Annotated in this window: 14 protein-coding genes; 12 read left to right on the top strand and 2 right to left on the bottom strand. The window is 58.7% G+C overall.

The window, feature by feature from the left end; translation table 11 throughout:
* Positions 1 to 106 precede the first annotated feature (106 nt).
* From ACSOSP_RS24710 to ACSOSP_RS24755, 10 genes are all read left to right on the top strand, one after another.
* A complete protein-coding gene (locus tag ACSOSP_RS24710) occupies positions 107 to 994 on the top strand; it encodes a HalD/BesD family halogenase (RefSeq protein ID WP_455313528.1) in 888 nt (295 codons plus the stop codon).
* Positions 995 to 1,024: 30 nt separating this feature from the next.
* Entirely contained in the window at positions 1,025 to 2,251 is a 1,227-nt protein-coding gene (locus ACSOSP_RS24715) for a M24 family metallopeptidase (RefSeq protein WP_455313529.1), read from the top strand.
* A 61-nt stretch (positions 2,252 to 2,312) separates the two neighbouring features.
* Positions 2,313 to 3,350: an ABC transporter substrate-binding protein gene (locus ACSOSP_RS24720; RefSeq protein ID WP_455313530.1), complete on the top strand. Its 1,038-nt coding sequence runs from the start codon at positions 2,313 to 2,315 to the stop codon at positions 3,348 to 3,350.
* 54 nt (positions 3,351 to 3,404) lie between these two features.
* Complete coding sequence (locus tag ACSOSP_RS24725) at positions 3,405 to 4,361, top strand: ABC transporter permease (protein ID WP_455313531.1); 957 nt, start codon at positions 3,405 to 3,407, stop codon at positions 4,359 to 4,361.
* A 33-nt stretch (positions 4,362 to 4,394) separates the two neighbouring features.
* On the top strand, positions 4,395 to 5,219 hold the full coding sequence (locus tag ACSOSP_RS24730; RefSeq protein ID WP_051888135.1) for a quaternary amine ABC transporter ATP-binding protein: 825 nt from the start codon (positions 4,395 to 4,397) through the stop codon (positions 5,217 to 5,219).
* 155 nt (positions 5,220 to 5,374) lie between these two features.
* On the top strand, positions 5,375 to 6,523 hold the full coding sequence (locus ACSOSP_RS24735) for a porin (protein ID WP_455313532.1): 1,149 nt from the start codon (positions 5,375 to 5,377) through the stop codon (positions 6,521 to 6,523).
* A gap of 363 nt (positions 6,524 to 6,886) precedes the next feature.
* Positions 6,887 to 7,078, top strand: coding sequence for a type II toxin-antitoxin system RelB/DinJ family antitoxin (locus ACSOSP_RS24740; protein WP_455313533.1), 192 nt, complete (start codon positions 6,887 to 6,889; stop codon positions 7,076 to 7,078).
* A gap of 48 nt (positions 7,079 to 7,126) precedes the next feature.
* Positions 7,127 to 8,047, top strand: a complete 921-nt coding sequence (locus ACSOSP_RS24745; RefSeq protein WP_455313534.1) for an ABC-three component system protein — start codon at positions 7,127 to 7,129, stop codon at positions 8,045 to 8,047.
* Positions 8,044 to 8,295 carry an ABC-three component system middle component 6 gene (locus ACSOSP_RS24750; RefSeq protein WP_455313535.1) on the top strand — a complete coding sequence of 84 codons (252 nt, stop codon included), beginning with the start codon at positions 8,044 to 8,046 and terminating at the stop codon, positions 8,293 to 8,295. Before ACSOSP_RS24745 ends, ACSOSP_RS24750 begins: the two co-directional genes overlap by 4 nt.
* Positions 8,292 to 10,013 (top strand): ABC-three component system protein, encoded by a 1,722-nt coding sequence (locus ACSOSP_RS24755; protein WP_455313536.1) that lies wholly within the window; start codon positions 8,292 to 8,294, stop codon positions 10,011 to 10,013. The genes ACSOSP_RS24750 and ACSOSP_RS24755 overlap by 4 nt, the downstream gene beginning before the upstream one ends.
* Before the next feature lie 182 nt (positions 10,014 to 10,195).
* Here ACSOSP_RS24755 and ACSOSP_RS24760 read toward each other — a convergent pair whose 3' ends face one another.
* The gene (locus ACSOSP_RS24760) at positions 10,196 to 11,293 is read right to left on the bottom strand and encodes a branched-chain amino acid ABC transporter substrate-binding protein (RefSeq protein ID WP_455313665.1); all 1,098 of its coding nucleotides are present in this window, start codon (positions 11,291 to 11,293) and stop codon (positions 10,196 to 10,198) included.
* 395 nt (positions 11,294 to 11,688) lie between these two features.
* Here ACSOSP_RS24760 and ACSOSP_RS24765 point away from each other — a divergent pair, with 395 nt between their 5' ends.
* The gene (locus ACSOSP_RS24765; RefSeq protein ID WP_455313537.1) at positions 11,689 to 11,970 is read left to right on the top strand and encodes a type II toxin-antitoxin system RelE/ParE family toxin; all 282 of its coding nucleotides are present in this window, start codon (positions 11,689 to 11,691) and stop codon (positions 11,968 to 11,970) included.
* Positions 11,970 to 12,272: a HigA family addiction module antitoxin gene (locus ACSOSP_RS24770; RefSeq protein ID WP_455313538.1), complete on the top strand. Its 303-nt coding sequence runs from the start codon at positions 11,970 to 11,972 to the stop codon at positions 12,270 to 12,272. Before ACSOSP_RS24765 ends, ACSOSP_RS24770 begins: the two co-directional genes overlap by 1 nt.
* A gap of 146 nt (positions 12,273 to 12,418) precedes the next feature.
* Here the strand turns inward: ACSOSP_RS24770 and ACSOSP_RS24775 are convergent, their stop codons facing one another.
* Positions 12,419 to 13,102: a DUF2848 domain-containing protein gene (locus ACSOSP_RS24775; protein ID WP_455313539.1), complete on the bottom strand. Its 684-nt coding sequence runs from the start codon at positions 13,100 to 13,102 to the stop codon at positions 12,419 to 12,421.
* Between the last annotated feature and the right edge of the window lie 53 nt (positions 13,103 to 13,155).

Below are 13,155 nucleotides of genomic sequence, written 5' to 3' on the forward strand. Positions count from 1 at the left end.
AATTGGCCGCCAAAAGATCAGGCCGTTGTTTGCAGATCGTGTTCGCAGATTGTTGTTGAAGTCGCCCCGTAAATCCACTCGCCAAAATATCGATCTGGAGCCTGCCGTGGTTCTCTCTGTTTCACTTGCCGATGCTGAATGCCTGGATCTCAGCGATATCGTCAACACCGACCGCTATCCCTTGCATGACCCGCAAAGCCCGCGCCTGAACGAACTGGTGGCGGCCTGCCGCGCCGAACTGGCCGCCAGCGGCAGCGCCGTGCTGCACCACTTCCTGCGCCCGGAGGCGCTGGAGCGGGCGCGCAACGAAGGTCGTGCGCTGGCCGCAAAAACCTACTTTTCAACTCGTAAGGTGAACGCCTACTTCACCGCCGACGATCCCGCACTCTCCGACGCCGATCCCCGCCGCATCTTCATGGACCGCACCAGCGGTTTTGTGACACGCGACCTGATTCCGGCGGACGCGATCGTGCATCGCATCTATGTCGCCCAGGCGATGAAGCGTTTCGTGGCGGACTGCCTGGGCGAAACGCGGGTGTGGGAATACGCCGATCCGTATGCGGGTCTGGTGCAGAACGTGATGCCGCCCGGCACTGAACAGCCGTGGCATTACGACACGAACGAATTCATCGTTTCGATGATGACCCAGCAGCCCACCTCGGGCGGCGACTTCGAATACTGCCCGAACATTCGCACGCCTCAAGGCGAGAACTATGAAGGCGTCGGCCGCGTGGTACGAGGGGAAACCCGCGAAGCCATCAACATCATTACGTTGCGTCCGGGTGACCTGCAATTGTTCAAGGGCCGCTTTTCGCTGCACCGCGTCACGCAGGTAGCGGGCGAAGTCGAGCGCCACACAGCCATCTTTGCGTACTCGCAAAAGCCTGGCGTGATCGGACGGCTTGAACGGACACGGCAGTTATACGGGCGTGTTTCGGAAGCTCACCTGGAAGCCGAGCAACGGCTCGTTCGCGCCGATAGCCTGGTTGATTAACTCGTCGATTAACTCTTATAAAAAGCCCACATGTCGATTATTCGCCCCACCCATCTCCCTGAAGATTGCGAACCCACCGCCGAGGAAATTGCGCAGATTCAACGTGACCGGCTGGCTGCCGTGCGCCGTGAGTTGAAGAAGCGCGACCTCACCGCTGCTGTTTTATTCGATCCGACGCACATGCGCTACGCCACCGGCTCGCGCAACATGCAGGTCTATTCAATGCGCAACCCGGCCCGTTATGTGTTCGTGCCGGCGGAAGGCAAGGTCGTGCTGTTCGAATACGCAGGCTGCGATTTCCTCGCCGACGGTCTGGACACTGTCGATGAGGTCCGCCCCGCCACCGCGATTTCCTATTACTTCTGCGACGACATGCTTGGTCAGGTCACCGAGCGTTGGGCTGCAGAAATCGATGAGCTGATGAAACAAAGCGGTGGCGGCAAGCGCATCGCGATCGAAAGCGCGACGTCCGCCGCGGCGTTCGCTTTGCAGGCGCGCGGCTATCAGGTCTTCGATGCACAAGAGCCGCTCGAACGGGCGCGCGCCATCAAGGTGCCCAACGAGATCAAGATGATCCGCGCGTCGCTGCGTGCCGCTGAAGAAGGCGTCCACAAACTGGAGGCGGCGCTCGTGCCGGGTATCAGCGAGAACGAGCTGTGGTCGCATCTGCACCAGCACATCATTGCGACCGATGGCGACTACATTGAAACGCGCCTGATCAGTTCGGGGCCGCGCACCAATCCCTGGTTCCAGGAAAGCAGTCCGCGCAAGATTCAGTCGGGTGAACTCGTCGGGCTCGACACGGACGTGGTCGGCCGCTTCGGTTACTACGCGGATTTCTCGCGCACGTTCCTGTGCGGCGATGTGCAAGCAACAGCCGCGCAAAAGAATCTCTACCAGCTCGCGTACGAGCAGATTCATTCGAACATGGAGAACGTGCGCGCGGGCACGACCTTCCAGGAGTTCATCGCGCGGGCGTGGAAGATTCCCGAGCCATACCGTGCACGCCGCTATTTTGCGCTCGCGCATGGCGTTGGCATGACGGGTGAATATCCGTACATCGTGCATAGAGAGGACAACGAGGCCAAGGGCTATGACGGCGTGATCGAGCCGGGCATGACCCTGTGCATTGAAAGCTATATCGGACACGAGGCCGGCGGCGAGGGCGTGAAGCTCGAAGAGCAGGTCTACATTCACGACGACGGCCGCGTCGAACTGCTCTCGGACTATCCGTTCGAGGCCAGGTTGCTGGCCTGATTCTCTCAGACGCCGTGTCACTAAAAGATCGATAACAAACCAACCCCATAGGTGCAAGACGATGCTCAAACGAATCTTCAAGGCAAGCATTTCGGCGCTGGTCGTGGCTGCGGCTAGCGCCGGCACTGCGCACGCCGCAGGGACTTTCTGCAGCTCCGGCAAGACCGTGCATTTTGCGGGCATTACGTGGGAGAGCGGTGCGTTTGCGACGGAAGTGTTGCGGCAAATACTTGAAAAGGGCTATGGCTGCGCGACGGATGTCGTGCCCGGCAGCACGGCCGCCACCGAGACCGCGCTGGCAAGCAACGACGTGCAGGTCTGGGCCGAGCAATGGACTGGTCGCAGCGAGATCACATCGAAGGCGGTCGCTGCGGGCAAGGTCAAGCTGATCGGTGACACGCTGCCGGGCGGCACCAAAGAGGGCTGGTTCGTGCCCGAATACGTGATCAAGGGCGATGCGTCCCGCAACATCAAGGCCAGCGCGCCGGGTCTTGTTTCCGTCGCGGACTTGCCGAAATACAAGGAGCTGTTTGCCGATGATGAAGAACCGGAAAAGGGCCGTTTCCTGAACTGCCCGACAGGCTGGGACTGTGAACGCGTCAATACGCGTTTGCTCAAGGTGCTGAGCCTCGATGCGTCGTACACCAACTTCCACCCGGGCACGGGCGCGGCGCTCGATGCATCGATCGAATCGGCGTATCAGCGCGGCAAGCCGCTGGTGTTTTACTACTGGGGACCGGCTGCGTTGATGGCGAAATACAAGTTCGTCGAACTCAAGATGCCGGCCTATAACGATGCCTGCTGGAAGACCCTGCGCGATGAAAGCAGCACGAAGCAATGCGCTTCGTCGTACATGGTGTCGCACGTGACCGTGGGTGTCTCGACGCCCTTCAGCGAAGCCGAACCGCAAGCGATCGAGATGTTCTCGAAAGTCCGCTTTCCGATGGACTTCCTGAACAGCACGATTCTTGAGATGACATCGAAGAAGATCGACGGCTCGGCCATGGCCACCACGTTCCTGCGCACGCATCCCGAGATGTGGAAGACCTGGGTGCCGGCCGATGTAGCGGCCAAGGTGCAGGCCAAGCTGGGTACTTAATAACGGGCCGGACCCCTTCCCTTTCACCGCGACCCTTCTCAAGACGAGTGAACCATGACGTCCATCTTTCCGCATCTGTCGCTTGCCGACCCGATCAACGACAAGGTCGCATTGCTGGTCCAGAACTATGGCGATGCCTTCCACTCGTTCAGCCTGGTCGTGCTGAAATACCTGCTGGTGCCGCTGGAAAGCGGCTTGCGGATAACGCCGCCGTGGCTGCTGTTGATACTCGCCGGTGTGCTCGCCTGGCACGCCACGCGCAAGCTTTCGCTGGCCGCGTTGTTCGTGCTGCTGCTCTACGCCATCGGCGCGTTCGGGCTGTGGGACAAGCTGATGCAGACGCTCGCGCTGATGCTGGTGGCAACCGTCCTGTCGATCGTGCTGGGCATTCCGCTCGGCATCTTGTGCTCGCAAAGCAGGTGGGTGCGCAGGGCGTTATTACCCGTGCTCGACGTGATGCAGACGCTGCCCAGCTTCGTGTACCTGATCCCGGTGCTGATGCTCTTCGGACTGGGCAAGGTGCCTGCCATTTTTGCAACCGTGATCTATTCACTCCCGCCGCTGATCCGCCTCACGGACCTGGGCATCCGGCAGGTTGACGGTGACGTCGTGGAAGCCGCGCGCTCCTTTGGCACGACACGCTGGCAGGTGCTGATAGGCGTGCAGTTGCCGCTCGCGCGGCCGAGCATCATGGCCGGTATCAACCAGACCACCATGATGTCGCTGTCGATGGTCGTAATTGCATCGATGATCGGCTCGCGTGGTTTAGGTGAAGACGTGCTGGCCGGCATCCAGACGCTCGATGTCGGCAAGGGCATGCAGGCGGGCATCGCCATTGTGATCCTGGCGATAGTAATCGATCGGATCTCGCAGGGTTATGGTCAGGAACGGCGCGCGCGTCTGGCGTTGAGCGCGAACAGAAGGGCACGCGTGCAGGCACGCCAGAGTGCGCGCAGCGCTGGTCTTGGCGAGCCGGAAGCGGCGGGCGACGCCGCTTCGCGTCACGTCTGACTCTCACCCAACCTTCTTGCGCGGAGCGCGAACATGACAGCTATCCGAGTCAGCAACGTCTACAAGATCTTCGGGCCGACGATGACCCATGCACGCGTTATCGACATGCTCAGGCACGGCGCGTCGAAGGCGGACGTGCTGGCAGACAACGGCTGCAACGTCGGCCTCAACAACATCAACCTGAACATCGAGGCGGGTCAGATCTTCGTGATCATGGGCTTGTCCGGTTCCGGCAAGTCCACGCTCGTGCGCCACTTCAACCGGCTGATCGATCCCAGTGCGGGCGAGATCGTGATCGATGGCGAGAATATTCTTTCGCTGAATGCCGCGGGGCTGCGCGAGTTCCGGCGGCATCGCGTGAGCATGGTGTTCCAGAACTTCGGCCTGTTGCCCCATGCAACGGTGCTGGAGAACGCGGCGTACGCATTGCGCGTAAGAGGCGAGCGGCACGATGTAGCGAACCAGAAGGCTCGGACCTGGCTCGGCAAGGTGGGCCTTGACGGTTACGGCGATAAATTCCCCGACGAGCTTTCAGGCGGGATGCGTCAGCGCGTGGGGCTCGCCCGTGCATTGGCGGCGGACACTGAAGTGCTGCTGATGGACGAAGCATTCTCGGCACTTGATCCGTTGATCCGCACCGAGATGCAGGATCAGCTGCTCGAACTGCAGAGGACATTGAACAAGACCATTGTCTTCATCACGCACGACCTGGACGAAGCCTTGCGGCTCGGCACGCAGATCGCGATTCTGCGCGATGGCGAACTGGTGCAGCAAGGCACGCCCGAGGACATCGTGCGTTTCCCCGCTAACGACTATGTTCGCCGGTTCGTCGAGCGGCGGGCTGAGCGCGTCGCGTAACTCAATCAGTTGGCACCGTTGACTGAGCGCAGGACAGGGCCCATGACACGGGTCCTGGAAACACACGCCCATAACGGGCGATCAATAAAAGAAGCGTCATAAAAAAAGCAGGTCCACACCGGCGACACGCCGGGTCCATGGTTTTGGAGCCATCAATGAAAAAGCAAGCAATGTGCATGACGTTGTCATGCCTGTTCGTCGCGGGCGCGCATGCCCAAAACAGTGTGACGCTGTATGGCGTCATCGACGAAGGGTTCGACTATACGAATAACGTCAACGGCAATAAAGCCTATGAAATGCAGAGCGGTTATGCGCAGGGCAGCCGTTGGGGATTGAAGGGCGGTGAAGATCTGGGCGGGGGCGTCAAGGTGATCTTCACCCTTGAAAATGGCTTCAATCTGAACAACGGGCGGCTGGGTCAGGGCGGTCTGGAATTCGGGCGGCAAGCGTTCGTGGGCATTAGCGACGCCACATACGGAACCGTTACGCTTGGCCGCCAATATGACTCGGTAGTGGACTTTCTCGCGCAGACAACGGCGAACGGCAACTGGGCAGGTTATCTGTTCGCGCATCCGTACGATAACGACAACACCGACAATTCATTCCGCGTGAATAACACGGTGAAATACACGAGCCCGACATGGGCCGGTTTTCAATTCGGCGGCATGTATGGGTTCAGTAACGTGGCCGGGGGTTTCGCCAACAACCGGTTGATGAGCGTCGGCGCGCAATATACCTACGGCGGCCTGCTGATTGCTGCGGCCTATTTGAATTCGGATAACCCTTCCGGCACGACGAGCGGCGCCATTCCCACGACCGACCAGAACTTCCTCGCGCAGCGCCTGCGCGTCTTCGGCGCCGGTATCAACTACACCATGGGCAACGCGACGGTGGGCTTCGCGTACACCAACTCCAACCTGTCCGACCCGACTTCCACGACCTATATCACGGGGTCGATCGTGCCGGCAGGCGGGTCGATATCGTCGCTCAAGTTCAACAACTTCGAGATCAACGGCAAGTATCAATTCACGCCGGCATTTTTTGTCGGTGCGCAGTATGTCTATACACGCGCTACCGATAACGCCAGCACCGGCACGGCTCATCCGAACTATCAGTCGGCGGGGTTGATGGCCGATTACCTGTTGTCCAAGCGTACCGATGTCTACGCGCAGGCTGCATTTCAATCCGTCGGTGGGGACAACACCGGGACCGCGCTGGATGATGCGTACGTGCCGGGTGCGGCCGATGCCTCGTCCACGTCGAAGCAGGTTGTCGTGCGGCTCGCGATACGGCACAAGTTCTGAGAGAGGGATGTTCCCGGGTGGCGGGCGTGGCCCAGGAATCCACCATTCTTTACGGATGCGCATTGAGCCAGACGACAATATCGGCTGCGATCTCGCGGATACTGGATGAGTTGCATTCCGCGGATCGCCGCTCGAGGCGCTTCCCTTCCTAAACTCTCGATCGCCGGGCATGAACGTCCCTGCGTGTGCTGGATCAGCATCACCTCATCGATTTCCATGCCATAGATCTGCGCGTGCAGCGCGGCGTAGCGGTCCGAGCCCGACGGCGGACCGGCGGGAAGCCACGCTGCGGAGACAAAAAGTGACTGACTTCAATGCGCACATGAGCCACAATGTAGCTACTAAAATTTAGAGCGCGCAGCAGTGGCGAATACCGATGTCGTCCGTGCCCGGATAGACGGGTATATCAAAGAGGAAGCTACTAACGTACTGGCAGAAATGGGTTTGTCCGTTTCGGATGCAATCCGAATTTTGCTTACCCGCATCGCGGCAGATAAAGCACTTCCCTTTGATATCAACCGTGCGCATCCCCAATCGGATAGTAGGACGCCGTGAGGTTTTCCCGGAAGCAATCAAACAACCTCCAGTCACGGCACCGAACCTATGGATCGCATACAACAGCTCAACTACGAAAAAGATTTCCGCATTGCATTCCTGGAGTGCAAGGGGGACGGATTTCAACGCCTTTTCGAGAAGTTGATGTCGAAGGCTCACCCGAACGACTTCATGGCTTGCCGCCCCTGGGGCAATGTTGGGGATCGGAAGAACGACGGATATCTGCCTTCGGCGCGAGTCCTGTTCCAGAGCTACGCCCCCAATGAATTGAGCGCCACAGAAGCCATTAAGAAGATCAACGAGGATTTCGAGGGCGCCAAAGAGCACTGGGCGAAATACTTCGATGAGTGGACTTTCGTCCACAACGCTCCTGACGGCCGTTTGAGTCCTCAAATCATCGAAGCACTAGCCAGAATCGGACAAGAAAACCCGAAGATCAAAATCGGCCACTGTGGATACGAGGAGATGCTGAAGAAGTTCCGCCAGTTGAATCTGCTGGATCTTGAATCCTGGTTCGGTCTCGCGCCGACGATGGAAGCGAACGTCAATCTGGGTTACGGCGACTTGGTAGCCGTGCTTACTCATATCAACGTCACTCCCATACCGACCACGAGCGAAGTGAAAGACGTATCACGCGGTAAGATCGAGGCGAACCTTCTCTCTCAGGCTGTCGCCGACTTCTTGAAGATTGGTATGCAGAAGTCGCCGCTGGTTGCACAGTTCTTCAACAACTGGAAGAACCCCATCTACGGCGAGCAGATTGCGTCAGCATTCAAGAGCGAATATATGGCGTTGCGGGAGGCGACGCCTCGACTCCATCCAGATGAGATCTTCGGCCGACTGGAAGCCTGGGCCGGAGGGTTGGCAAATACTACGCCCACGCATAAGGTTGCGGTGCTGGCCGTCATGGCCTACCTGTTCGACAAATGCGAGATTTTCGAAGACGCTCGAGCGATGGGGACAGCATGATCCTTCCATCGAAGCATCTTCCACAGGATCGCGCACTGTTGACCGTGGGCGGCCAGGTTCTGACCTTCCTGGCTGGCCCCAAGACGGTTTCCGCGTTATGGGAGGAGCTGAACAGGCACGATGCAGGTTTGACTGGCATAACGCCTCGGCGGATCACCTACGACTGGTTTTTGCTCGCACTTGATCTTCTGTATGCCCTTGGGACCATTGAACTTGACAGAGGCCTCGTGGCACGGAGGACAGCTTGATTCACCAGATTTACAGCGCGCTGCCCACTTTCAAGAATCTCGCTGATCTGAAGCCAGGCCTAAATGTCCTGCTTGCTCAAAAAACAGAGGGCGCAAGCAGCAAGCAAACACGCAATCGAGCGGGCAAAACCAGTTTCGTCGAACTTGTGCATTTCCTGACGGGCTCCGAAGCCCCTCCGGATTCCATTTTCCGCACGCCGGAACTCGTCGACTACACCTTCGGTATGAGCTTCGATCTGAAGGCTGAACACACTGTCGTTGAGCGCAGTGGCAGCTCCAAGGCGAAGATCTCCGTTGGAGCCCCGCACGCGGCCAAGAACAAATTCTCGGCAACCGAGTGGTGCACTTTCCTCGGCGAACAAATGTTCGGTTTGAGCAGCCTGGAAGCGGTAGGCAGCAAGCCGCCTTCGTTCCGGTCGCTGTTCGCCTATTTTGTGCGCCGGCAGGCAAGTGGCGCTTTCATGACGCCGGAAAAGCAGGCCACGATGCAGGGAACTGGCGACATGCAAATGGCGCTCATGTTTCTTCTCGGATTGGACTGGCAGATTGCACGCGATTGGCAAGCTGTTCGTGATCGTGAAAAGACGCTGGAAGAACTGAAGAAGGCAGCTGGAACCGGCGCGTTCGGCTCGATCATCGGCAAGGCCGCAGACTTGCGCACGCAGATGACTTTGCAAGAGGCACGTCTCAAGAAACTCCATGCAGAGATCGAGACCTTCCAGGTGTTGCCCGAATATCGGGAACTGGAGGTCGAAAGCTCCACGCTGACACGTCAACTCAATGAGTTGGCCAATGCCAACACCATCGACTTCTCGGCTATTCGCGACTTGGAAGACGCACTGACCTCCGAAATCCCTCCCGATCTTGAAGACCTTCAGGCGGTCTATCAAGAAGCAGGCGTCGCGCTTCCTGGCTTGGTCAAGCGCCGCTATGACGACGTGAAGAGTTTCCATGAGTCGGTGGTACGCAATCGCCGGGACTATCTGTCCAGCGAACTCGAAGCAGCAAAGCTGCGTATCGAGCTACGCGATGGGAAAAAGGCACAGCTTGACCATCGACGCGGTGAAGTTCTGGGCATCCTCAAGAGCCACGGTGCGCTGGAACAGTTTTTAAAGCTGCAAGGAGAACTTGGTCGACTCGAGTCCGAAGTGGAGTCGCTGCGCCAACGCTTTGAAGCCGCGGAGCAGCTTGAAGGGACGAGGAACGAGTTGGAGATCGAACGCAATCGCCTCACGATCCGGCTACGGCGCGACTTCGCCGAGCAGAAGGATCAACTGGCTGAAGCGATCGTCGCGTTCGAGGAGACCTCTCAACGCCTGTATGAATCAGCCGGTAGCATGACGGTCGATGAAACATCCAACGGCCCAATGTTCAAGTTTCCGATGCAGGGTGAGCGGAGCAAGGGCATCAAGAACATGCAGATTTTCTGCTTCGACATGATGCTTATGCGTTTGTGCGCAAAACGTCGAGTGGGGCCCGGATTTCTGATCCATGACAGCCACCTCTTTGATGGCGTGGATGGTCGCCAGGTAATTAGCGCGTTGCGTCTTGGCGCCGAGATTTCGAGTGAACTTGGTTTTCAGTACATCGTGACGATGAATGAAGACGACGCCTTCAAGGAAACCATCGAAGGGTTCGATCTCAATGACTATGTACATGGAACGCGTCTGACTGATGCAACCGAAGATGGCGGGCTGTTCGGCATCAGGTTTGGATAAGCGATGACTCCCGTCAATGCAGGGCTCTGGCCAGACTCGTGCGATCAGGCCTATGTGCCGGGTGCGGCCGATGCTTCGTCCACGTCTAAGCAGGTCGTTTGCGATACGGCACGCGTTCTGAGAGCGGCGAGTTCGCGGGCGGTAGCCAATCATTGGCCCGCGAACACCCTCCCAAGCAACCCTCACATCTTGATGACATCCATCACGGTTTTCTTCTTGTCCTTGAACTGATAGATCGTGATGGCCGCATCCTTGAGATCGCCGTGCGGATCGAACGCAATGCGGCCGATCACGCCGTCGTACTGAGTCGATGGCATCGCGGCCAGCACTTTGGTGCGCTCAGTCGAGTCCGCGCGTTTCATCGCGTTGTAGATCACGTAGACCGCGTCATAGGTGAACGGTGCATACGCATCGATCGGCGTATTGAAGCGTGCCGCATAGCGTTTTTCGAAGTCCTGGCCCTTGGGCATCTTCGAGAGCGCCAAGCCTGCCTCTGAGCAGGTCACGTTGCCGATCGCGTCGCCGGCCAGGTCGATCATCTTCTCCGTGCATGCGCCGTCGCCGCCCAGCACCTTCGCTGTAATCCCGAGATTGCCCGCCTGCTTGGCCAATGGCCCGGCGGTCGCATCCGAGCCGCCGTACATGATGACGTCGGGTCGCAAGCCTTTTATCTTCGTCAGGATCGCGCGGAAATCGGTTGCCTTGTCGTTGGTCTGTTCGCGCGTGACGATCGTGCTGCCCTTCGCTTTCGCGGCCTTTTCGAACTCATCGGCGAGTCCCTGGCCGTAAGCGGTGGAGTCGTCGATGATCGCAATCCGCTTCGCATGCAGCGAGTCGAGCGCGTAATGGGCGAGCGCCGGTCCCTGAAGCGCGTCGGTAGCGACTACGCGAAACGTGGTCTTGTAGCCCTGCAGCGTGTACGTGGGGTTGGTCGAGCCTTGCGAAATCTGCACGATGCCCGCTTCGCTGTAGATCTTCGACGCGGGGATCGAGACGCCCGAATTGATGTCGCCCACGACGGCCACCACGCCGTCATCCACCAGCTTTTGCGCGACCTGCGTGCCGGTGCGCGGATCGGCGGCATCGTCCTGGGAGTCGAGCTGGAAGCGGACCGGCTTGCCGCCGATCACCGGGTGCTGGCTGTTGATTTCGTCGATTGCCAGCCGGGCCGCATTTTCGCTGTCCTTGCCCATGTGGGAAAGCTGTCCGGTCAGCGGCGCAGCGTGGCCGATCAGGACGACCGCCGGGTCGGCGGCGAAGCATTGTCCGCTGACAATCAAAAGAACCGCTGCCGAGAGGGCGGAGCAGGCGGAACGCGAGAAACGAAACGGGGCGGAAGAGGAAGTCACGAGCGGATCCTTGGGGCTTGGAGAATGGGCGGGGGCGTCCATCGAATGCAGTTAAGCAACATGGCCGGCGAATGAGGATCAGTATTGAAACGCCAATTTCCCCCGTCCAACGACTAATTATGTTGACTGGCGATAAACAAATCTAATTGGGGCGCAAGGAATACACCAATGCTGTGTAACGATGCGTATCGCGCTGCAGTTGCAGCGGCCAGCGTCGCACGGAACGAGGTCGGGTTCGCATTCGTGTGAGTAGCCAACTGCGCGAGGAGTTCAGCCCGTGTCGTTTCTCCACCTTGTTCTTTGTAGCGCTATGCGCTACACTTCATATGGCAATCAAGACATTCAAGCATAAAGGTTTGCGGGCGTACTTCGAGACAGGCAATGTCAAAGGCATCAAGCCGGCGCATGCAGCAAGACTGAGCCGCTTGTTATACGCGCTCAATCGAGCGAGTGAGCCCAGTTCAATGAATTTCCCCGGCAACGACTTTCACAAATTGAAGGGCGATTACAGCGATTTTTTTGCTGTGTCGGTTAACGGAAACTGGCGGCTTATTTTTACTTTCGACGGTACCGATGCGGTGCTAGTCGATTACCGGGACTATCACTGATGAAGCAACATTTCGTTCCGCATCCGGGCTCGCTGTTGCGTGAAGACATTCTTCCTGCATTGGGGCTGACCGTCACCGAAGCGGCCGGGCAACTCGGCGTTTCGCGCTCCGCGTTGACGCGTTTAATCAACGAACATGCAGCGATAAGCGCGGAAATGGCCTTGCGTCTGGAGCAATGGATCACGAACCCGCCCGCGTCCATGTGGTTGCAATTGCAGAATGATCGCGATCTTTGGGAAGTCGAACAGCGCGGCGTTCCGAAGATCGTGAGGGCAGCTCCACGCACCGAAGCACCGGTTTAGCCCGTGCCGTCATCATCGCGTTGGATCTGTCAAAAAACATAATCGTTCCAACGCCGACCGACCTACACACACGCAGTCATCAAGGCCAGCAAGTCGAAAGAATCGGTCGACAACGCCGAACCCGTTGGTGATGACCCGGACCGCCGTCATTCGACATGGGCCAACGCGTCGACCCTATAGCGATGCCAAAGGCTGCGCCCAAGCACAGGATCGTGTAGTTCAAGCTCATAGCCCGCGCCAGAGCTCAGTTCGCCGAGGACGGCTTGCGTACCGCAGAACATCGCCGAACCGGGCGGCATGGCGGCCGCGTCGAAGCCTCGTTCGATCAATTCCTCCGGACGCAACAAGCGCGCGAGCGTGCCTTCCTGGTACAGCACGGGGGCGGCATCACCATCGATCCGCCAACTGCGCGCGATCAGTGAGTCCCAGTGTGGGGCGACATCGGCGTAACGCCAGAGCGCGGCGCTCACCGGCTTCGCGCACATCTGCTTCGATACCGCGACGTCATAGCTTTCCACCCGGCGATCCGTATGGTCGGACCCTATGCCGACGAGCAAACCCTCGTTCGCGCTCTGGATCAGCACGACCTCGACCTCGCCGGATGAGTGTGTACCCACCACATCGATTGCATCGCCGGTCGTCAGCAAGGCGGGCGCGACCAGGTAGAACGTTGGCACCGACGCCGGGCGTTTGACCCCGAGCGCTTCCAGTTCGCGGATATGGTGCTCGACGTCGCGCGCATCGCGCCCCGCCCAGCCGGCGATGACAAGACGGCTCACCGCTACTTCGATACTCGCGCCACCATCTATCGTGCATTCAAGTGTTTTCATCAAAACCTTTCAACGGTTGGATTCAATGAATGACAGTCTTGAAGAGGGGCTCG

It is taken from the genome of Caballeronia sp. KNU42 (assembly GCF_053760385.1).

What these genes read in the sequence shown, in the direction of transcription:
- ACSOSP_RS24715 (WP_455313529.1), top strand. Translation starts at nt 1,025, where the DNA reads ATGTCGATTATTCGCCCCACCCATCTCCCTGAAGATTGCGAACCCACC.
- ACSOSP_RS24720 (WP_455313530.1), top strand. Translation starts at nt 2,313, where the DNA reads ATGCTCAAACGAATCTTCAAGGCAAGCATTTCGGCGCTGGTCGTGGCT.
- ACSOSP_RS24725 (WP_455313531.1), top strand. Translation starts at nt 3,405, where the DNA reads ATGACGTCCATCTTTCCGCATCTGTCGCTTGCCGACCCGATCAACGAC.
- ACSOSP_RS24730 (WP_051888135.1), top strand. Translation starts at nt 4,395, where the DNA reads ATGACAGCTATCCGAGTCAGCAACGTCTACAAGATCTTCGGGCCGACG.
- ACSOSP_RS24735 (WP_455313532.1), top strand. Translation starts at nt 5,375, where the DNA reads ATGAAAAAGCAAGCAATGTGCATGACGTTGTCATGCCTGTTCGTCGCG.
- ACSOSP_RS24745 (WP_455313534.1), top strand. Translation starts at nt 7,127, where the DNA reads ATGGATCGCATACAACAGCTCAACTACGAAAAAGATTTCCGCATTGCA.
- ACSOSP_RS24750 (WP_455313535.1), top strand. Translation starts at nt 8,044, where the DNA reads ATGATCCTTCCATCGAAGCATCTTCCACAGGATCGCGCACTGTTGACC.
- ACSOSP_RS24765 (WP_455313537.1), top strand. Translation starts at nt 11,689, where the DNA reads ATGGCAATCAAGACATTCAAGCATAAAGGTTTGCGGGCGTACTTCGAG.
- ACSOSP_RS24770 (WP_455313538.1), top strand. Translation starts at nt 11,970, where the DNA reads ATGAAGCAACATTTCGTTCCGCATCCGGGCTCGCTGTTGCGTGAAGAC.
- ACSOSP_RS24775 (WP_455313539.1), bottom strand. Translation starts at nt 13,102, where the DNA reads ATGAAAACACTTGAATGCACGATAGATGGTGGCGCGAGTATCGAAGTA.